Source organism: Pseudomonas luteola NBRC 103146 (assembly GCF_002091675.1).
In the GTDB taxonomy this organism is placed as follows: Bacteria; Pseudomonadota; Gammaproteobacteria; order Pseudomonadales; family Pseudomonadaceae; genus Chryseomonas; species Chryseomonas luteola.
The window spans coordinates 101,728-121,852 of sequence record NZ_BDAE01000016.1; the positions used below are offsets into that span (position 1 = coordinate 101,728).

The 20,125-nt window shown below is 55.3% G+C and carries 20 protein-coding genes and 1 riboswitch; of the genes, 10 read left to right on the forward strand and 10 right to left on the reverse strand.

Annotation, left to right across the window (positions count from 1 at the left end):
* Nucleotides 1-8: 8 nt before the first annotated feature.
* The 3 genes from PLU01S_RS17010 to PLU01S_RS17020 are packed head-to-tail and all read right to left on the reverse strand — an operon-like array spanning nucleotide 9 to nucleotide 2,013.
* The gene (locus PLU01S_RS17010) at nucleotides 9-566 is read right to left on the reverse strand and encodes a rhomboid family intramembrane serine protease (RefSeq protein WP_010798799.1); all 558 of its coding nucleotides are present in this window, start codon (nucleotides 564-566) and stop codon (nucleotides 9-11) included.
* Between the two features lie 59 nt (nucleotides 567-625).
* Nucleotides 626-1,330: a PspA/IM30 family protein gene (locus PLU01S_RS17015; protein WP_010798800.1), complete on the reverse strand. Its 705-nt coding sequence runs from the start codon at nucleotides 1,328-1,330 to the stop codon at nucleotides 626-628.
* 26 nt (nucleotides 1,331-1,356) lie between these two features.
* Complete coding sequence (locus PLU01S_RS17020; RefSeq protein ID WP_074829145.1) at nucleotides 1,357-2,013, reverse strand: YjfI family protein; 657 nt, start codon at nucleotides 2,011-2,013, stop codon at nucleotides 1,357-1,359.
* A 295-nt stretch (nucleotides 2,014-2,308) separates the two neighbouring features.
* Between PLU01S_RS17020 and PLU01S_RS17025 the strand changes: the two genes are divergently transcribed.
* A complete protein-coding gene (locus PLU01S_RS17025) occupies nucleotides 2,309-2,566 on the forward strand; it encodes a PepSY domain-containing protein (RefSeq protein WP_010798802.1) in 258 nt (85 codons plus the stop codon).
* A gap of 176 nt (nucleotides 2,567-2,742) precedes the next feature.
* Entirely contained in the window at nucleotides 2,743-3,474 is a 732-nt protein-coding gene (locus tag PLU01S_RS17030) for an SDR family NAD(P)-dependent oxidoreductase (protein WP_074829093.1), read from the forward strand.
* Between the two features lie 59 nt (nucleotides 3,475-3,533).
* On the opposite strand, the gene PLU01S_RS17035 is transcribed toward PLU01S_RS17030, so the two are convergent.
* A complete protein-coding gene (locus PLU01S_RS17035; RefSeq protein ID WP_233432229.1) occupies nucleotides 3,534-4,250 on the reverse strand; it encodes a GNAT family N-acetyltransferase in 717 nt (238 codons plus the stop codon).
* Nucleotides 4,251-4,377: 127 nt separating this feature from the next.
* On the opposite strand from PLU01S_RS17035, the gene pdxR reads away from it, so the two are divergent.
* From pdxR to PLU01S_RS17050, 3 genes are all read left to right on the forward strand, one after another.
* Nucleotides 4,378-5,835, forward strand: a complete 1,458-nt coding sequence (gene pdxR / locus PLU01S_RS17040) for a MocR-like pyridoxine biosynthesis transcription factor PdxR (protein ID WP_074829099.1) — start codon at nucleotides 4,378-4,380, stop codon at nucleotides 5,833-5,835.
* A gap of 352 nt (nucleotides 5,836-6,187) precedes the next feature.
* Nucleotides 6,188-7,834 carry an acetolactate synthase large subunit gene (locus PLU01S_RS17045; protein WP_010798806.1) on the forward strand — a complete coding sequence of 549 codons (1,647 nt, stop codon included), beginning with the start codon at nucleotides 6,188-6,190 and terminating at the stop codon, nucleotides 7,832-7,834.
* A 431-nt stretch (nucleotides 7,835-8,265) separates the two neighbouring features.
* Nucleotides 8,266-8,595, forward strand: a complete 330-nt coding sequence (locus tag PLU01S_RS17050) for a hypothetical protein (RefSeq protein ID WP_010798807.1) — start codon at nucleotides 8,266-8,268, stop codon at nucleotides 8,593-8,595.
* 144 nt (nucleotides 8,596-8,739) lie between these two features.
* On the opposite strand, the gene mntP is transcribed toward PLU01S_RS17050, so the two are convergent.
* Nucleotides 8,740-9,312, reverse strand: a complete 573-nt coding sequence (gene mntP / locus PLU01S_RS17055; protein WP_074829148.1) for a manganese efflux pump MntP — start codon at nucleotides 9,310-9,312, stop codon at nucleotides 8,740-8,742.
* Nucleotides 9,313-9,321: 9 nt separating this feature from the next.
* Nucleotides 9,322-9,486: riboswitch (yybP-ykoY riboswitch) on the reverse strand.
* 293 nt (nucleotides 9,487-9,779) lie between these two features.
* Here mntP and PLU01S_RS17060 point away from each other — a divergent pair.
* Entirely contained in the window at nucleotides 9,780-11,135 is a 1,356-nt protein-coding gene (locus tag PLU01S_RS17060) for an esterase-like activity of phytase family protein (RefSeq protein ID WP_074829101.1), read from the forward strand.
* Nucleotides 11,136-11,179: 44 nt separating this feature from the next.
* Here PLU01S_RS17060 and PLU01S_RS17065 read toward each other — a convergent pair whose 3' ends face one another.
* Both PLU01S_RS17065 and PLU01S_RS17070 read right to left on the reverse strand, forming a co-directional pair.
* Nucleotides 11,180-12,892 carry a tannase/feruloyl esterase family alpha/beta hydrolase gene (locus tag PLU01S_RS17065; protein ID WP_074829104.1) on the reverse strand — a complete coding sequence of 571 codons (1,713 nt, stop codon included), beginning with the start codon at nucleotides 12,890-12,892 and terminating at the stop codon, nucleotides 11,180-11,182.
* 142 nt (nucleotides 12,893-13,034) lie between these two features.
* Nucleotides 13,035-13,586: a TetR/AcrR family transcriptional regulator gene (locus PLU01S_RS17070; protein WP_074829108.1), complete on the reverse strand. Its 552-nt coding sequence runs from the start codon at nucleotides 13,584-13,586 to the stop codon at nucleotides 13,035-13,037.
* A gap of 130 nt (nucleotides 13,587-13,716) precedes the next feature.
* Here PLU01S_RS17070 and PLU01S_RS17075 point away from each other — a divergent pair, with 130 nt between their 5' ends.
* From PLU01S_RS17075 to PLU01S_RS17085, 3 genes are read left to right on the forward strand one after another with little or no spacing between them, the layout of a single operon-like run.
* Nucleotides 13,717-14,922, forward strand: a complete 1,206-nt coding sequence (locus PLU01S_RS17075) for an MFS transporter (protein WP_074829111.1) — start codon at nucleotides 13,717-13,719, stop codon at nucleotides 14,920-14,922.
* On the forward strand, nucleotides 14,915-15,502 hold the full coding sequence (locus PLU01S_RS17080) for a sugar O-acetyltransferase (protein WP_010798813.1): 588 nt from the start codon (nucleotides 14,915-14,917) through the stop codon (nucleotides 15,500-15,502). The genes PLU01S_RS17075 and PLU01S_RS17080 overlap by 8 nt, the downstream gene beginning before the upstream one ends.
* Before the next feature lie 17 nt (nucleotides 15,503-15,519).
* A complete protein-coding gene (locus tag PLU01S_RS17085; protein ID WP_074829114.1) occupies nucleotides 15,520-16,095 on the forward strand; it encodes a DUF1349 domain-containing protein in 576 nt (191 codons plus the stop codon).
* Between the two features lie 16 nt (nucleotides 16,096-16,111).
* Here the strand turns inward: PLU01S_RS17085 and mntR are convergent, their stop codons facing one another.
* Nucleotides 16,112-16,570, reverse strand: a complete 459-nt coding sequence (gene mntR / locus PLU01S_RS17090; protein ID WP_233432230.1) for a manganese-binding transcriptional regulator MntR — start codon at nucleotides 16,568-16,570, stop codon at nucleotides 16,112-16,114.
* 198 nt (nucleotides 16,571-16,768) lie between these two features.
* Here mntR and PLU01S_RS17095 point away from each other — a divergent pair, with 198 nt between their 5' ends.
* A complete protein-coding gene (locus tag PLU01S_RS17095) occupies nucleotides 16,769-18,130 on the forward strand; it encodes an Nramp family divalent metal transporter (RefSeq protein ID WP_074829118.1) in 1,362 nt (453 codons plus the stop codon).
* A 105-nt stretch (nucleotides 18,131-18,235) separates the two neighbouring features.
* On the opposite strand, the gene gabP is transcribed toward PLU01S_RS17095, so the two are convergent.
* Both gabP and PLU01S_RS17105 read right to left on the reverse strand, forming a co-directional pair.
* Nucleotides 18,236-19,639, reverse strand: a complete 1,404-nt coding sequence (gene gabP / locus PLU01S_RS17100; protein WP_074829120.1) for a GABA permease — start codon at nucleotides 19,637-19,639, stop codon at nucleotides 18,236-18,238.
* 302 nt (nucleotides 19,640-19,941) lie between these two features.
* Nucleotides 19,942-20,125 (reverse strand): hypothetical protein (locus PLU01S_RS17105; protein WP_425326530.1); only part of this gene is annotated, 184 nt, incomplete at its 5' end.

Consider the following 20,125-nt stretch of genomic DNA (forward strand, 5'->3'; position numbering starts at 1 on the left):
TGTAGAGATTATCTGGCATTAGCCAGTAATGTCTTCGAATGCATGATCCACCCGACCACTATGCCTGCAACGGCACCGGCGATGTGGGACTCGAACGAAATACCCGGCACGGGTAGAAAACCAAAGACCAGCCCGCCATAACCCAGCAAGGCGGCTGCGGCAATCAACAGACTTAAAAGGCTCCGCTGAAACCATGCGCGGGCCAGGACATAGGACCACAGACCGAAGATCAGCCCACTGGCTCCTACATGAATACTAGGCCGACCCAGCAGCCAGACCAGCAGTCCGCCCAACATGGCAATCAGCACGAGCACCCGAACATAGCGCTCGAGGCCTTCGTTGGAAATAAGCCAGCTGAGCACTACAAAGGGCGCAAGGTTACTGAGCAGATGCCGGATGGATCCGTGTAGAAAAGGGGCAAACAGGAGCCCCTGCAAACCGCTGGTCGTACGAGGGATGATTCCGTGGTGTACCAGGCTGTTCGCCGTCAAGGTGTTCACCAGTTGAACCAGCACCATGATCCCGGCCAACATGAGGATAACCGGCAGGCATTTTCCTGTACGCATCGACATCTCTCATGACACAGAATGGCAGCCGGAAGGATTCGGCTGCCCTTCTGTAACGCTTATTGTGCAGAGCCCGAGGACTGCTTGGCCTTCAGGCGAGCCAGGACATCAGCACCGCCGCCCGACTTGGAGCCAATCCCGGCTTCTTGTAGACGGCGCTCCAGATCACCGCCGTTGGAAGCGCTGGCGAGCTCTTCAGCTGCCTGCAGGCGAGCATCCTGCTCGTCCTGACGGGCCTTGATCCGGGCCAGCGAATCTACAGCCGTTTCCAGGGAACCATTGGCACCACCTGTAGCGGCAGCTGTTGCCACTCGTGCCTTCTGAACGGTTTCCCGCGCCTTGGCCATCTCGACTTGCTGCTTGAGCCCCTTGATCTGCGCTTCGGCCTTGATGACCTGAGCATGCAGGGCTTCTGTCTGCTTGCCGAACTGATCCGCCAGCACCTGCTCCTGATCACGCTGGGCCTCGATCTCGGCTACCTTGTTTGCACACTCAGTCGCCAGACCTTCCTCGCCTTTCTCCAGCGCAGCCATCGCCTTGCCTTCCCAGTTCTGAATGTCCCCCTTGAAGGCATCCAGACGTTGCAGCGAGAGCTTGTGCTTGGCCTTGATATCGACCAGGCCGTTACGAGCCCGCAGCAAGGCGGCTTCGGCATCACGGATTTCCTGGTCAAGAATACGGATTGCCTGCTGATCGACAATTGCTTCGCCCACTTCAGAGGCGCCACCGCGAAGCGCGGTTACTACTTTTTTCCAAATGCTCATCTGTGTACTCCAATGCGAATAAAGGGTCAGGCCTTGATATGGTCTTCGAATGCTTCAGCAGCACGAATCACGTTTTCCGCCAGGGTGTAGATCTCCTGAACGATGACCGTCAGGGACGAGGCCGCGCTCAAGGCACCAAACATGCAATAAATCTCTGTACCGTCTACCGATTCGATACCTACCGAGGACAGGGGGAACATGTCCCGGCTACGCAGCAGCAGGCTGTTGAACTCAACGGTATCCTTGACTTTGCCCGCCTCAAACAGCGTGGCATCGACTAACACCTGATCACCGGAGACCGCCAGGTAAATCGGCAGGTCGCCATACTCGGTCATGATAAGTTTGATGCTGGGCACCGCACCTTCGGCAACGGTCAGAACAATCTCGCCCTTTTCAACCACCTCCAGCTCGGCCAGGGCCTTGTGCAGCGAGCTGATACTCCAGTTGGTGTTCTCGGTCATAAAGTCCTCCAGTTTGACTTTCTCGCCCAAAAAGGGCTGCCGTAGCGCTTTTTCTATACCCCGAAGGGCGTTAACGTTTTCAGGAAGAATCCAGAACTCACGCTTTACCAGACCTGCCTCACGTAATCGTGTCCGCATTTCGCGCACATAATCAGCAGTCGTTTTACCCTTGCCGGAGCCTGCCTTGGCCGTAGCATCATCCAGTGGTTTCTTGCGAGGCATCTGACCTCCCAGACTCATTACATGTAAGGAAATTTACGCCTGAATCCAGGGCAGCGCAATACTTACATGTAAGTATTTTTAACCATTACATGTAATATTATTTTGCTTGAATCTTTTCAGGCCTAGAATAGTGGAAATCTCAGGAAACGCCTTTACCGCCATTACGGCGATAGAACAGGCAACCACGGTGATTGTACTGAGTCGGTTCTCAAGAAGGGTATCGCGACACGTTAGGCACGCGAACTCCACGCTTCAGGAGCACTCAATTATCTCGTACCCATCATGAGGACTCGCCATGAGAAAGATAACTGCTTTTCTAACAGCCTCACTACTGACTGCCAGTGTAGCCTGGGCTGATCAGCCGGGTGCTGACTGGATCAGCAAAGATCAGGCGGAGGCTGCGCTCAAGGCTGCCGGCTATACAGAGATCACCAAGATCGAAGCGGACGATGGGCATTGGGAAGGAGAAGGCACCAAGCAGGACGGCATGAAGTATGAATTTCATGTAGACCCGCACAGTGGCAAGATCACTAAAGACGAAATGGACCATTAACGCCTACTCGTGTGCCTACCTACGCCGGTAGGCACACACTTCACACCGTGCTTCTGTGACGTGTACGCCTCTGCCCTTTCTTCCGAACTTGAACAGTGGTTTAACCGCTAGGCCGCCTGTACACCACAAATAGGCAGATATGCTTATGATAGGTGTCCCCTTTCAGGAAGACGGCCATGACGCAAAAGACATTATTATTGACGGGCGCGAGCCGTGGCATCGGCCATGCCACGGTCAAGCACTTCAATGCAGCAGGCTGGCGCGTATTTACCGCTTCACGCCAGAACTGGGCGGCAGACTGCCCCTGGTCCGAAGGATTGATGAACCATATCCATCTCGACCTCGAAGACATCGATAGCGTTGAGCAGAACTTGGCGCTGATTCACGACAAACTGGGTGGTCGTCTTGACGCGCTAGTGAATAATGCTGGCATCTCACCCAAAAGCGAGACCGGTTCACGGCTGGGTGTGTTGGAAATGGGCTACGCCGATTGGATCAAGGTATTCAACGTCAACTTATTTTCTACCGCCCTGCTGGCAAAAGGGTTGTTCAATGAGCTCAAGGCCGCCAAGGGCTGCGTCATCAACGTTACCTCCATTGCTGGGTCGCGAGTTCATCCATTCGCCGGCGTAGCCTATGCAACGTCCAAAGCGGCCCTTTCGGCGCTAACCCGGGAAATGGCCTACGACTTCGGCCCGCATGGCATCAGGGTAAATGCCATTGCTCCAGGTGAAATCGATACCTCGATTCTTTCACCCGGAACGGAAGAAATCGTTCAACGCGATATTCCACTTCATCGCCTGGGTAAGCCCGAGGAAGTGGCCTCCTTGATCTACTTTTTATGTACAGGAGGCGCGTCGTACATTAATGGCTCCGAGATCCATGTCAATGGCGGCCAGCATGTTTGAAGCGCAGGAAGGCCGGAGTAAAAGCTGCTACGGCTTTTCTCTGAATCAACCAAGTCGGCTCAACCGAGTGGATCGTTTACCCGAGCGCTCCTTTGGAATGCCTGAAGGGAACGGAGCTGTTGGCCGTCCTCGTTAAAGTTGGCCGGGTCTAACCATCCCGTAAATGCGTTACGCAGTACCGGCCATTCAGTGTCAATGATTGAAAACCAGGCCGTATCCCGGCTCCGTCCCTTGTAGACCAGAGCCTGCCGGAATACCCCTTCAAACTGAAACCCCAAGCGAAGCGCAGCCTGGCGCGAGGGCTCGTTCAGGCTATCGCATTTCCACTCGTAACGCCGATAGCCCAGGTCCTCGAAGGCATGATACATAAGCAGATAATGTGCTTCGGTTGAAAGTATCGAGCGCTTCATGAGTGAGGAGAAAGCAACATGCCCAACCTCCATAACGCCATTGGCAGGGTCTATCCGCATCAGGGACAACGTCCCAACCGCGCGACCGCTTCGTAGATCGACCACCGCGAAGTGCATCGGGTCCTCACTCGCAGCAGCCTGCTCGGCAAACCGATGATAGTCCGCTTCATGAATAAAAGGGCCGGACAGCATATAGGTCCAGTCTCTGCCGTCTTCTGCATGACCATACGCCTCGTACAGGTCGGATGCGTGGATCTCAGCATTGAGTGGCTCAAGGCGACAATAGCGACCCTCCTTTACCGTACGAGACGGCCGTGAACGCTCTGTCCACTCTGCCAGAGGCTGCCCTATGGGTTGTTGGTACACGTTCCGTATTTCTTCCCGATTCATCATCTACCTGACCGACAGTTGAATGAGCTATAACGGTATTCAGGATATGGCTCTGCCAAAAGAGCCACATTTGAGCTTTTTTATAGAGCCACATACTTAGCTGATGAATACGATACGTGAAACCCTGTTGCTGTTTGACACACCACTCTCTCGAGCCCCATCAGCGGCGTCGTTGCAGGCACAGCTCTATGAAAGACTTCAATCAGCTATTTTGAAGGGACAGCTAGCGGCAGCCACTCGGCTGCCCGGCTCACGTGAACTGGCCAGTGCGTTATCAATTTCACGCAACACGGTTATTGCCGTATATGAGCAACTTTCCACCGAAGGGTATGTTCATGCGAGCCCTACCGGTACCCGAGTCGCGAGATTGTCCGAGAGGCCTGTATCCGCTGTAGATGATACGCCATGCACGGTCGGACTGGCCCGACGCATTGAGCAGATAGGGGATGCCTCAGCGCTCGCCGAATCCAGTGGTGCACTCCGGCCTGGTATCCCGGCACTCTCCTATTTTCCGCTCTCTACCTGGCGACGGGTGTTGGATCAGGAGATCAGCCGTGCAGGCGCTTCGGGTCTGGGCTATGGAGATCCGTTGGGTGATCCACGTTTACGCGCCTCGCTAGCACGTTATCTCTCGCTTTCACGCGGGGTTAACTGCACGGCAGAACAGATCATCATTACCGAAGGAACCCAGGAAGCCCTGGCGCTATCTGTTCGCCTGCTGACCAATCCAGGCGATACGGCCTGGATTGAAGATCCCGGCTACCGGGGTATAAAGACTGCAATGCGTGCAGGTGATCTACATATCGTTCCCAAACGGGTCGATACAGAAGGGTTGGCAGTAGCAGCCGCTGACTGGGTTACTGCTCCACCTCGCCTGATCTACACCACTCCCTCTCATCAATATCCCATGGGGTCAGTGCTTAGCGTAAGCCGCCGTCTGACATTGATTGAGCAGGCACGAGCGCATGGCGCCTGGATCATTGAAGATGATTATGATAGCGAGTTTCGCCATTTCGGTGAGCCTGTAAAAGCCATGCAAGGCCTCGTCCTGAATGCGCCGGTGGTGTATATCGGCAGCTTCAGCAAAACCATGTTTCCAGCGCTTCGCCTGGGTTTCATGGTACTGCCTCACTCACTGATGGTAGCGACCCGCGCCTCCCTGACAGAAATGCTGCGTGGAGGACATCGTCATGAGCAATTGGCGATGGCATCCTTTATCGAGAAGGGACATTTCAGCCGTCATCTAGGCCGTATGAGGCGTCTGTACCGTGAGCGCCAACAGATCTTGCGCACCGCGCTCCAGCAGTTCATCCCTATGCCCTATGAACTCATGGGTGGAAATGCGGGAATGCATCTGACGTTACGTCTACCCGCACATTGTTGTGATCAGAAGGTAGTTGAAGCGGCCAGTCGCTACAATATGACTCCAGCGGCTCTGTCACGTTATACCTTGTCACCGCTGCCCGAGGACAACGGCTTGGTAATTGGATATGGCAATACGGCGACGGAACTGTTTGCTCCGCTGGCCAGCAGACTTGGGCAACTTCTTAAAAGCGCTTGATTACTGATGTTGCTGAAGAGTTCCAGTCACGGCCCAGGCTTAACGTTATCTCTTCCGTATCCATGCAGATCTACCGTACGAACTTGAAAGAGCCCCTTGCACCCTTAAAGACAACCTAAGGCGGGCTATAAATTGCCTCACTTCACTAGCATCCGGTCAGGCTAAGGCGTCAGCATGTAGCTATTGAGCTAAACCACTACATTTCGTCTGTTCCGCCTCGCTTTTTTTGCAAAAAAATGAATTTTTTTACTGAATTTGTTCTTCTACGGCCCATGCGGCATGGACAAATCACTATCAGCATTGCACCCTTGGGTCGGAGCTTCTCTAACCGCCCTACCTGAAGGAAAAAGTGATGGCCAAGGCCTCTGATTTGATCGTACGTTGTCTGGAAAACGAAGGTGTGGAATACATCTTTGGTATTCCTGGGGAAGAAAACCTGGACCTGCTGGACTCGCTCTCCCGTTCCAGCCAGATCAAACTGATCCTGACACGTCACGAACAATCCGCCGGATTCATGGCGGCGACCTATGGTCGTCTGACCGGTAAGACCGGCGTGTGTCTGTCGACGTTAGGCCCAGGCGCCACAAACCTTGTGACTGCAGGCGCCTATGCTTACCTGGGCGGCATGCCGATGATGATGATCACCGGGCAGAAGCCGATCAAGAAGTCCAAGCAGGGCCGTTTCCAGATTATCGATGTCTGCGGCATGATGGATCCGATTACCAAGTACACCCACCAGCTGGCTTCTGCCGACAATATCCCTTCGCGTATCCGTGAAGCGATCCGTCTGGCTGAAGAAGAAAAGCCCGGTTCGGTTCACCTGGAACTTCCAGAAGACATCGCGGCTGAGCAGACTGAAAGCACCCCGATTCCACCCAGCCTGACCCGCCGACCCATCGCTGAATACAAGTCCATCCAGGCGGCCATATCCAAGCTGGAAGGCGCACGCAGCCCAGTCCTGGTCATCGGTGCGGGGGCCAATCGCAAGATGACGGCGCGCGTGCTGCGTCAGTTAATTGAAAAGACGGGTATTCCGTTCATTACCACCCAGATGGGTAAAGGGGTGGTGGATGAGCGTCATCCCCGTTTCCTGGGTAACGCGGCGCTGTCGGCCGGTGACTTCGTGCACCGTGCGCTGGAGTCGGCTGATCTGATCGTCAACATTGGCCACGACGTCATCGAGAAGCCACCGTTCTTCATGGTGCGTGGAGGTACGGAGGTCATCCACATCAACTTCCGTTCGGCCGAAGTCGATCCGGTGTATTTCCCTCAGGTAGAAGTGGTAGGCGATATCGCCAATGCCATCTGGCAAATCAAGGAAGCCATTGAAGTTCAACCAACCTGGGACTTCGACCGCCTGTTGACCATTCGTGAAGCCAATGAGGCTCATGTCTCCGAAGGCTCCACAGATGACCGCTTCCCGATGTACCCGCAACGTATGGTCGCAGACCTGCGCAAGGTACTGCCGTCGGATGGTATCGTGGCGCTGGATAACGGTATCTACAAGATCTGGTTTGCCCGTAACTACAAGGCCTACATGCCCAATACCGTGCTGCTAGATAACGCACTGGCAACCATGGGTGCTGGTCTGCCTTCTGCCATGGCGGCACGCCTGGTTCATCCACAGACGCCTATCGTTGCCGTATGCGGTGACGGCGGCTTCATGATGAATAGTCAAGAGCTGGAAACCGCTGTACGCCTGAAGATGAACCTTGTGGTCATCATCCTGCGTGATGACGGATACGGCATGATCCGCTGGAAGCAGGCACAGATGGGCTTTGAAGATTATGGTCTGGACTACGGTAACCCGGACTTTGTCCGTTATGCCGAAAGCTATGGCGCTCAGGGCCATCGGGTGGAAAGCGCTGCGGAATTCGCCTCATTGGTTGAGCGCTGCGTGAACACACCAGGCGTACATGTAATCGATTGCCCGGTCGATTACTCCGAAAACGACCGCATTCTGCACCAGGAAATCAAGGAGCGCAGCGCTCAGGTCTAAATAGCACTGTACCCGATGAAACCAAACGCCCCCGTACTAACGGGGGCGTTTGGTTTGAGAGTCTGGAAGGATGGGTATGGCCCCACCTTTTCACCCTATCGCGCCGGCGCCTCATGAATCAAAGCGATCCGGTTACTGCTGGTCGCTGCCCAATCTCAAACTGATCAAAAAATGATCAACTCTGTCCAGCCCTTGCCGTATATGGGCTAGCCGTAATTATCCACAAGCATATTCACTTTATAAGTGGAAAACCTATCAGGCTGAAACACTGAAAATCCGCAGCCCGGCCTGTTAGCTCACTCCAACATCGACGCCTTATTGATTCGGATCAACGTCCTGCACGGCAAAATGCTGAACTTCTGGTCACAAGCGGGTTACTAAATCGTAACCGAAGGACAATGTTATCGATCCCTCTAGAAAGGAGTGCTGATTTGAGCCAGTTAGAGAATGTCCCGAAGCGTAAACGCATTACGGCTACGTATGTCATAACGCTTGCGATCCTGGGAATCCTGTTTGCCATCGTGGTCAACAAGTTCATTCTGCCCAAGTCCGAGACCTTTGATGGCGATGCCGTCAAACCCAGACCTTCAGTCAGCGAATACATTACCCAGGCCCAGCCGGACGTCTGTAAGGATGAGGCAGCAGATGCGCCAAGTCCGAAATGTGTATCAGACCTTGCCCTGAAGGCCAAAGAGCAGGGCTATGACTTTAATGAAGTGGATACTTACCTGAAGCAGCGCTTCCCTAACGTTCAGCGTTAACGAAGCAGCCTGGAAGCGCCAGTCCTTCTCAGGAACGCTTCCCAGAACAACAGAGCGCCTGCAGACATCTACCGCAGGCGCTCTGGTTTTAAAACATGAAACAGGACGTAATTGATCAACGATTACGGACGGCACCCAGCCGGATCAGCCGGCTACTGCGGTCAGATGCTCATGCAGAATGACCGAGCCGATACCGATTAGCACTACCCCACCAATGATCTCGGCCCGCTTGCCGATGACAGCCCCCATCACGCGCCCCAACATGACGCCGATAGTCACCATGATCATGGTTGCCAAGCCGATGGCCAGCGCCGCGCCAATGATATTGACGTTGATGAAAGCAAGCCCCACGCCGACCGCCAGGGCATCGATACTGGTGGCTACCGCCGTAATGGCGAGCAACCAGAACGAGTGCTGAGTGGGCTTTTCCTCGACCTCTTCTGCTTCTCTCACGCCAGACCAGATCATGCGCAGACCCAGACCTAACAGAAGCGTAAAGGCAATCCAGTGATCCCACTCTTGTACAAACTGAGCAGCTGCAAGGCCGGCAGCCCAGCCAATGACGGGGGTAATGGCCTCAATGGTGCCAAAGATCGCACCGGTGCGTAGCGCTTCTCGCAGACAAGGCTTATGCAGGCTGGCACCTTTGCCCACCGCAGCGGCGAACGCATCCGTGGACATGGCTAAGGCAAGTAAGACGAGAGCAGCTGGATTCACGATTTCCGTACCGATCGGGCTAACATCCAATGACATATCCACGCGCCCGATCCTGAACGCAGATATATCAATGGTCTCGCCAACCGGGTGGTCGTTTATGCCACGGCATGCATGCCGAGAATGTTGACATAAACACTTTCGAAGCATTCGAAAGCAGGCTACTCCCCAAAGAAGCCGCCACAATACACAAAGAAATTTATCAAGTCTATCAGATAGATAGAGCTAATCTTTTTAGCCATGGCTATGTTTTGCCGCCACCTTATAGGGTCGAAAGGGCTTCACGCACCTTGAGCCTGTATAACCTCAGCGTATACCTCTCCTTCTGGCACAGGCGTCAACGTACCGCCAGCCGTGCGGCTCGGTGCCATATGCCTGACACACTTGCGCCGTATTGTGCTCAGCACCACTGGAGCAGCGGCCATGGGCCTGCGACCGGTGCACTCACTTCCTGGACGGAGAAGATAACAATGAAAAAAGTACGGCCTCTCTGGGTCGCGCTGGCGGCTGTGCTGTCTACCCATGCGCTGGCGTCTCCCAATAACACGCTGGTAGGCTGGGCTGTCATGCCACCTGATACGTTTTCCGATGGGCCTACTTCTGGCCAGTTCATCAGTCCAAATTCGTATGGCACCTTTCTACCGCCTTATCAGAGCCTCCAGCCCGTACAGGGGTTTTCCGCGGTGTTGCCAGGCGCTGATGAAAACAGTTTTCTGTTCCTGACAGACAATGGCTTCGGTACTCAGGCCAACTCTGCCGATGCCCTGCTGCGTCTGTATAGCGCACGGGTTGATTTCAAGACCCGCCGCGGCGGTACTGGTACGATTACCGCAAGCAACGCTCTGACCGGCATGCCTCTGGCTCGCTTTACCGAGCCGTCGCGAATCACGCTCAACGATGTCAACCGTAAACTGACCATGCCTATCCAGGCGGATTACGCTCACTACTACAACAAGAGCACCAATCCCGAAGTGGATCCCGCCATTCAGTTCTCTCGCCTGATCACTGGTGCTGATCTGGACGTCGAGTCCGTGCGCCGAGACAAGAACTGTGCATTGTGGTTTGGCGATGAGTTCGGACCTTATCTGGTCAAGACAGACGGCTCAGGAACCGTATTGCGGAGCGAAATCCCACTCCCAGGCGTTTACGCGCCGGAAAACAAGGACGTTGTGGCAGGAAAGGCCACGGCCAACCTGGGCGGCTCGGGTGGGTTTGAGGGTATGGCTATCAACCCCCGTGGTGACAAATTGTATGCCCTACTGGAAAAACCGGTGACAGGTGATCCGGCTAACCAGCTACGTATCAACGAATTCGACATCGATCATGAGCGCTTCACTGGCGTTACCTATTTTTATCGTACCCAAGCTGCTGGCAATGCTATTGGGGACATGACAGCCATCGACGATAATCGCTTTCTGGTCATCGAGCGTAACGGCGGCACAGCCACCAATGGCGTCCCGTTCAAGCGGATCTACCTGATCGACACCCGTGCCGTACCTAATGGCGGTGTGGTACGCAAGACCGAACTGGTCGATCTGATGCGCCTGGACGACCCAGACGACCTGAACGGCGATGGCTCAAATGTATTCACCTTCCCCTATGTCACCATCGAAGACGTGCTGCCGCTGGACGAGCGCACCCTGCTGGTGGTCAACGATAACAACTTTCCGGGCGGTGGTGGTCGCGAGCGGGCAGCAGACGCGACCGAGTTTCTTAAAATCCGTCTGGCCCAGCCTATTCCAGGCATGTGGCCGCCACACCTGTTACAACGCACCAGTAATGCACGGTGCGGTCTGCCTTTGAAAATGGCCAGAACCGGCCAGTAAGCCAGCAGCGCTCCGAAGCATTCCTCGGAGCGCTTCTACCAGACTTACAGCTCCGTGTTTCCAGACGAACCACGGGGCCGTTCACGGCAGCTGAAACTTGCCGCCGATTCGATATCGCCCGTGCCGTTGTACAGAGCAATACGCGGATAAGGACACAGTGGGCGTGTCCGTGCAGGTGACCAGTCCGCCGGAACGTCAGCATTCACTCCGCCTGCATTACCTGCGCCGCGTGCGGTGGCAATGATCTCTTCTGGCGCCCTGCCCTTTTCAACCCAGTTGACCAGAGGTGTCAACATGTCGAATTGATCGGTGGACGGTCCGCCTTGGCAATGTCCCATGCCCGGTACGGTATACAAGCGGGCAAAGCGCTCTGCTTGACCGCGATTGCTTTTCTGGAGCCCTTCATACCAAGCCACGGTATCGTCGACCGAAAAAATAGGATCGCTGACACCGTGATACACCATGACCTTGGCTCCCCGCTGTCTCAGTAACTCAAGATGGGTAGGATTCGGGGGTGTCATGAATCGCATGGCGGATTCGGTGTAGATCGCATTGGAACGTGTGATTCGTGCGAGCAGATCATCAATGGAGCTGTTGAGGGCCAGCGACTTGCCATCGAACGTCGCCGGGCTTACCGGCGGTACGCCAAATACAATACCCACGGCCAATGAGTCACGGCTGATAGGCGACTCGAACTCCCAGGAAGCTACATCCTTGGTCGCAAGACCGCTGTCATAGGGGAAACTCGAATAGAATCGCTTGCCCACCCGCGTTGTAGCTCCCTTGAAAATAGGGTCTATGGCACGCTTCTGCGCAATGCTCAGGCACTGACCGTTGCGCTCACCCCGACAGGTAGGGACATCTCGCCACAGACTGAACGTACGCTGGCAGCGCGGGTAATCCTGCACAAGCCCATCGATAGCACCATCCAAGGCATCGCAACGTGCCAGGACGCGTTTTGCAACCAAAGCACGCTCCTGGGCAGTGAATGCAGTAGACAGGTCATTGGGATCCGTGGCGACCTTGGCATACTGCTGCGCCCCAAAGATACTGGCTACCGCTGCCAGGGGAAGCCGATAGCCCGGTGCGCCGGCCAGGAAGCCATCGTAGTCGTTCGCCAGCTGATTCATGGCTACAAAGGTATGCCGACCGCCATTGGAGCATCCACCGAAGTAGGAGTGTTCAGGCCGCCTGCCATAGGCTATCTGTAACGCCTGCTTGGCCATGGGCGTCAGTCTCAAGGCCGCCTGATAGCCATAGTCGAGACGGGCCTGCGGGTCGATGCCAAATGTCATGTTCTGTTGCGCCGTATGACCGGCATCGGAGCTCAGAACGGCAAAGCCTTTATCGAGGGCATTAGTGACCGGCCCTCCGCCCAGCCCGCCTGTAGCGGTAACTACACTGCCATCCAGCCCGCCATTGGCCTGATAGAAGAACCGTCCGTTCCAGGCCAGGGGCAAGCGCATCTCAAAGCCAACGGCATAATGGGCGCCATCGATACCAGTTCGAGGATTCATGCGCCCCTGAATCAAGCAGTGGGCCGCAATATCATGCCCGCCGACCTTGAGCTCACCGACATCAATCCGCGTGGCTGTGTCAATCAGAGTGTTATCAAGCCTGGCAAGCTTGCTTGCCAGCGAGGTGCAACTACCTTGCAACGAGAGGGTGGAGTCAGCGCTGGCGAGGGGAATAATAAAAGCTAAAGCACTCAGGCAGCCGGCAACGGCCAGCGTCTTGTGGGTAATGGTTCGCTTCATGGTGCGTCCTTCTTGTGTTTATTGTCGGAGCAGTCAAAGAGCAATCACAGAGGCGACACCGGATGACAGCAGCGGTTACCCCTGTCTAATAGTTAATATAATTAACTATTAGACGCAAGCGAATCCGCGTAGACAAATGCATTCAGCCATTGACGATCAACCTGATCACCCGCAGAACATCTTCACGGGTCGTCGGCTCTTGCTCAACGGAGCGATGGATGGTCAGCCCTTCGATCAGAGCATCTAGCGTTCTGGCAGTGCGTGCATCGAAATGCTGCGCCAGTGCCCGCTGACTGCGAAACATCCAGTCTTGCATGATCGACTTCATTGCGGGGTTGCGACTCGCGTAGGCGTAGAGTTCGTAGGAAAGCGTCATGACACGACCATTGTCTTCCTGCCAGAAATCGCCACAGATCACATTGGTCACGGCGTCGAGAGCTTGCTCGGGTGTCTTGGCTGCGCCCAGGAGAGCATCGAAGCGGGCAGAAATGGACCAGGCAAAACGGGTGAACGCTTCCTTGAGCAAGTGCTCGATGCCGTCAAAGTGGTAGGTCATGGAGCCCAGTGGCACATCAGCTACGGCTGCGATGCGGCGGTGGGTAGCGCCTGACACGCCATCACGCGCGATGACCTCCAGAGTGGCATCAATGATGCGACTCCTTCGCTCAGGATCCAGACGTCGTTCAGAGGGCATGCCGTGTCAGTCTCCGAAACAATGCAACGTAACCGTATAGGTCGGGTGGACGGATGGAACGAACAGGCTACCATGTGTACGAACGTACACATAAGCCCTGATTTTGTTTTATCTAGGATGGAGTAAATCCGTGACTCCCGCGATTCGGCGCAGACGTACCGCTCTGTTTGTACTGTTTTTGATCCCCGGACTCCTATTGGCGTCATGGGTAACCCGGACACCCGATATCCGGGACCTACTGAGTGCCTCGACCAGTGAGATGGGCATGATCCTGTTCGGCCTGTCATTGGGCGCCATGCTCGGCGTACTTGCCTCGGGCCGCCTGGTAAGCCGCTTGGGTACCCGACCGGTCATTGGTGGTGGGTTGGTATTGGTATACCTGGGGTTTCTGGCTATTGCCGGAGCTTCCACCGCCTCGCTAGCCATTGGTGTGTTTGCCGGGCTTTTTCTGTTCGGCCTGGGCCTTGGCCTTTCGGACATCGCCATCAATATCGAGGGCGCCGAACTTGAAACCACTACACGCAAACCGCTTCTGCCCGCGCTTCATGGCTGCTTCAGCCTTGGCACATTGGCAGGCTCGCTGATCAGCCTGGGACTGACTCATCTTTCGCTGCCGGTCTTCTGGCACCTTATTCTCATGGGCGCGGCAACCCTGCTTCCCTGCGTCTGGGCGTGCCTCGCCATCCCCCCGGGTACCGGGCAGACGCAGACCGCCAAAACAGAGCAGCAGTCGGTCACGCCTTTCAAACCCTGGAAAGACAAGACGCTGATCATGATCGGTCTGATCGTACTGGCGCTTGCCCTGGCGGAAGGCTCCGCCACCGACTGGCTGCCGCTGTTGATGGTCGATGGACACGGTTTCGATCCCGCGTCCAGCGCACTCGTGTATGCTGGCTTTACCACGGCCATGACGATAGGGCGCTTCTCAGGCACCTATATCCTCCAGCGATTCAGCCGAGAGGCCGTCATACGGGCCAGTGCCCTGTCCGGTGCGTTGGGTATTGCCCTCGTGTCGTTCTCTGACAACCCCATCTTGGCGGCGGCCTCCGTACTCTTCTGGGGGCTTGGCGCATCGCTGGGTTTTCCGGTAGGGATCTCTGCTGCCGGCGACTCTGGCGAACAGTCGGCCAAGCGGGTAGCGGCCGTTGCAACTGTGGGCTATCTCGCCTTTCTGATTGGCCCGCCCTCGCTGGGCTTCATTGGACAAGCTTACGGGTTACGCATGGCCATGGTGGTCGTGCTGGTATTGGTGGCGGCCACGGTCCTGCTGGCACCTGCCGTACGGGACAGTCGATTGCATCCGGAACGTCGAATCAAGGAAGCCTGCCATGAATGAACGCGAAAAAGCGGCCGCTGGCCTGCTCTATGACGCCAACAATGATGCCGAACTTATCCAGCAGCGCCTAGAGGCCAAGGTTCAGGTTCATGCTTATAACCACCTTGATCCTCGGGACCTTGAGGGCAAAAAGCGTATTTTGAAAACGCTGTTGGGCAAGACAGGGGAGCACGTCCTCATCGAAGCGCCCTTTCATTGCGATTACGGCTATAACATCGAGCTGGGAGAAAACTTCTATTCCAATGTCAATCTGGTAATTCTGGATTGCGCCAAGGTCAGCATTGGCCGCAACGTATTCATAGCGCCCAACGTAGGTCTCTACACGGCTGGCCATCCGCTGGATGCAGAACGACGAAATCAGGGTCTGGAATATGCGCATCCCATTACCATCGGCGACAACGTCTGGATTGGTGGGGGCGTTACGGTGTTGCCAGGTGTGACGATTGGCGAAGGCGCTGTCATCGGCGCAGGTAGCGTCGTAACGAAAGATATCCCGGCCCATGTGGTGGCGGTAGGTAATCCCTGCCGGGTGCTGAGAACAATAGACAACGCCGATCGTACCAGCCCTCCTTCGCACTGACCTCTGGAGCCCAGATCATGTGGAATCACTGCAAATGGTTGAACGAGCCCAGCCGCTGGGCACTTGAGAATGATCGCTTGCGCGTTACGACGGATGCGCATACCGACTTCTGGCGCGAGACTTATTATGGCTTTATCAGAGACACCGGGCATTGGTTTCACGTCGCCGCAGGAGGTGACTTCACGGCAACGGTGAAAGTGGAGGGTCGCTTCAGCGAACTCTACGATCAGGCAGGGCTCATGATCCGTATGAACAACACCACATGGTGTAAAGCGGGTATAGAGGTCAGTGATGGCCAGCGCCTCATCGGTAGTGTGTTGACGCTGGGCCACTCGGACTGGGCTGTAGGTGCACTGCCGGGCGAGCCTGATACCTTCTGGCTCAGGGCGACCCTCAAGGACAACGCCTTGAGAATTCAGTATTCGTTGGATGGGCAAGAGTGGCCATTGCTAAGGCTGGCCTATTTTCCAGGCTCCAGCGCCGTTGAAGTCGGACCGTTCTGCTGCACGCCCGAACGCGCTGGCCTGGAAATCGTATTCTCGGACTTTACCGTTGGGCCTGCACTGGACAAGCCGTTGCATGATTTGAGTTGAACGCCTTTATAAAGGGTCAGGCGTGCTTGGCTTCCACGAAGCGGCGAAAGATGTCCAATGTTTCGCTGCTGACATGGTGTTCGATACCTTCCGCGTCACGTCGGGCAACGCTTGGATCCACTCCCAGGGCCAGGAGGAAAGACTCGACAATGTGGTGCCGTTCACGGCTGGCTTGGGCGAGCGCTTCCCCTTCCGGCGTCAGGAAGATGCCCCGGTACGGCTTTTGGACGACATAGCCACAGGTAGCAAGACGCTTGAGCATTTTCGCGACCGTAGGCTGGGCGACGCCAATCCGGGTGGCGATATCAATCTGGCGCGCCTCGCCGTGGGCATGGATCAGGTCGGAAATCAGTTCGACGTAATCTTCAATGAGTTCCTGCCGATGCGCTTCACGCACCTGCTGAAAGCCTTCCATGTGTACGGAAGCCTCTACCAGGGGTTTCATCGATACCGCTTCTCCTCGAACTTTGCTCACCACACATTCTCCAGAATGAATCAAGCGCCCAATACACACTAGTAGGGCCGCCCTATTCTGACCGATCCCCTCTGCAACGCCAAAATGTTTAACCGTCAATCCTTGAAATAGATAAGTTTTATTGCCCGTGCTTGGAAACTTAGCCTAGGCTAAGTTTCATATGTATTACGTTGTACAATCCTTGCGAGCGTTCATTACATGAAAGAGTCGGCCACTTATGCAGCACTTTCCTGGGGTGACAGGGAAGAACCGCGCCCCAGCCTGGGACGAATGAACGCCAGCGTGCCTGTTCCTGCAACCGGGCACTGGCTGCGTCGTCTGATGGCTTTTATCGGCCCTGGCTACATGGTAGCCGTGGGCTATATGGATCCGGGCAACTGGGCAACCGACCTCGCGGGCGGCTCCAAGTTTGGCTATATGCTGCTGTCAGTGATCCTGCTGTCCAACCTCATGGCTATTCTGCTCCAGTCGCTGGCAGCGCGGCTGGGTATCGCATCGGGCTTGGATCTTGCGCAGGCCTGCCGCCATCAATACTCCAGGCCAGTCAATTTCCTTCTCTGGATCGCCTGCGAGGTGGCAATCATTGCCTGCGATCTGGCTGAGGTAATCGGCACCGCCATTGCCCTGAATCTACTGTTTGGTATTCCTTTGGTCTGGGGAGCCATCATTACCGCCGCCGATGTCTTCATCATTCTGCTTCTGATGCGCCGTGGTTTCCGCTGGCTGGAAGCCTTTGTCATCGCCCTTTTGACCATTATCTTCGCCTGCTTTGGCGTTCAGATGATGCTCGCACAACCCGCCGTGGGCGAGATTCTCCAAGGATTTTTGCCCCAGGCAGAAGTGGTGACGAATCCGGAAGCCCTTTACCTGGCCATCGGTATCATCGGTGCGACCGTGATGCCGCACAATCTGTATCTGCACTCCTCCATCGTGCAGACGCGTGCCTACCCCCGTACGGAAGAAGGTCGTCGTCAGGGTATTCGCTGGGCGGTAACGGACAGTACCATTGCGCTTATGCTGGCCCTGTTCGTCAATGCGTCCATTCTGATTACAGCAGCGGCTGTCTTTCATCAGGCAGGCCGTACAGACGTCGAGGAAATCGATCAGGCGTACCACCTGTTATCACCGATGCTAGGCGTAGGTATCGCCTCGATACTGTTTGCGGTAGCGCTATTGGCTTCAGGGATCAACTCCACTGTGACGGCCACCCTGGCGGGCCAGATTGTCATGGAAGGCTTTCTCAACCTGCGTCTGCCAGACTGGGCACGTCGCCTGATTACTCGTGGGCTGGCCATCATTCCAGTCGTGGCGGTTACCATCCTGTACGGGGAAAGCGGCACGGCAAAACTGCTGGTGCTGAGTCAAGTTGTTTTATCCATGCAGTTGCCATTTGCAGTGATACCGCTGGTACGGTTCGTATCAAATCGCACACTAATGGGCAGTTTTGCCATTAGTCGTAGCGTGGCGGCGCTGGCATGGTTTATCGCCCTGCTGATCGTTGCGTTGAACATCAAGCTGCTCTTCGATGTACTTACCGGCCAGGGAGGCGGCATCTTCTAGCTTTACGGCGAGCAGCGGCCAGGTAATAGCCAGGCTGCATACAAAAAAGCCAGGACCGTCTCCGATCCTGGCTTTTTTGTATCAGATGTTTTTATTGAGCGTCCTTCAGCGTCCCTGAACGACAGCGGCAGGTACCCGGTTGGCTGCCGCATGGCGCTTGCCCACCAGATTACCGATGGCGACCACGATCAGGGCCAGCAGGCCGGTTGCCATGATTTCCATACGGTGCGCCTCGCTGAACAGCATGACGGTCAATGCGCCAACGATGAAAACAATAACTGCCCAGGTCAGGTAGGGGAACAGCCACATGCGAAACTCGATCGCCTCGCCATGAGCTTCCAACTTGTGACGCAGACGCAGCTGGGAAATGGCGATGACCAGATAAACCAGCAAGGCAACAGCGCCGGAGGTTGCCAGCAGGAAGCCAAAGACGGCTTCAGGCATAGTGTAGTTTGCAATGGTACTCATAAAGCCTACGGCCGTGCTGGCCAATACAGCCGAGCGGGGGACGCCGTTTGCCGAGACACGCCCTGTCATTGCAGGTGCATCGCCACGACGGCTCAGCGAGAACAGCATGCGTGAGGCGGTATACAGGGCCGAGTTCAGACAACTGGCTACTGCCACCAGCACCACAACATCCACGATCAGCTTGGCGTGCGGGATGGACATCACCTCAAGCGCACGCTGATACGAACCCACGATAGGCAGCTGGGGGTCATTCCACGGAACCATGGAAACAACCAGGAAGATCGACACCAGATAGAACAGCGCAATACGCCAGATAACCGAGTTAGTCGCCTTGCTGATCTGTTTGGAAGGATTCTTGGACTCGGCCGCGGCAATGGTCACGATCTCAGTGCCCATGAAGCTAAACATTGTTGTAAGCAAGGCACCCAGCACTGCGCCAAAGCCATGGGGCATAAACCCACCGGTCATTTCCATCAGGCGCCCCAGGCCACTGACTTCCCGTCCTGGCAGCCCACCGGCCAAGGCAAATGCACCCAGCGCAATGAACGCAACAATAGCCATAACCTTGAGCAGCGCGAACCAGAACTCGAATTCACCGTATTTGGCAACACTAAAGAGATTGGTAACGGTAAGAAGCGCAGTGATAGCCAGTGCAAATTGCCACGTAGCCACTACAGGGAACCAGGAGTTCAGAATGGACGCTGCGGCAACGGCTTCGAGGGGGATAACCAGTACCCAGAACCACCAGTACAACCAACCGATTGTGAACCCTGCCCAACGTCCAATGCCGCGTTGCGCGTAAGAAGAAAAAGAACCCGTGTCCGGCGAAGCTACTGCCATCTCGCCCAACATGCGCATAACCAGTACGACAAGGGTGCCTGCCAGTGCATAGGCCAGCAGAACAGCGGGACCTGCAGCGGCAATGGCGTGGCCGGATCCTACAAATAAACCGGCACCGATTACCCCAGCGATTGAAAGCATAGTGACATGGCGGGGTTTTAAAGCGGGTGAAAGGCTTTTTTCATTATGTACTTGGCTCATAGGTGCTACCTAAAGCGGAAAAACCTTTCAGCAGCAATATATGAGCCAGCTACCAAACACCTTTGATAAACGCCATAAATTGAAGCGAACTTCCACCAATATGCACGATTTTTAAGCTTACCCCTTGCTAAAGGCTTGCTGAATGGTTTCACCTATATAAATAGCTCGCACTTTAATTGTGCTTATAACGGTAACAATGTGTGCAACCCGCATCAAAAAGGTGCATAGATTGGTAGCAACCTAGTTGCACCTTTGCAAGACAACTAAAGAAAGCCTCGCTTTAATGACGAGGCTTTCCTAAGTTAGATTCTGAAGCTTGAAACCAGCTGATCGAGGCGATTGGCCTGTTGCTCTAGGGCATGGCAAGCGCCCAAGGTCGCGTTCAGGTTTTCCACGCCCTGCTGGTTGAGCGAGTTGATCTCGGTAATGTCGACATTAAGCGACTCCACTACCGCACTTTGCTCTTCTGTTGCGGCCGCCACCGAT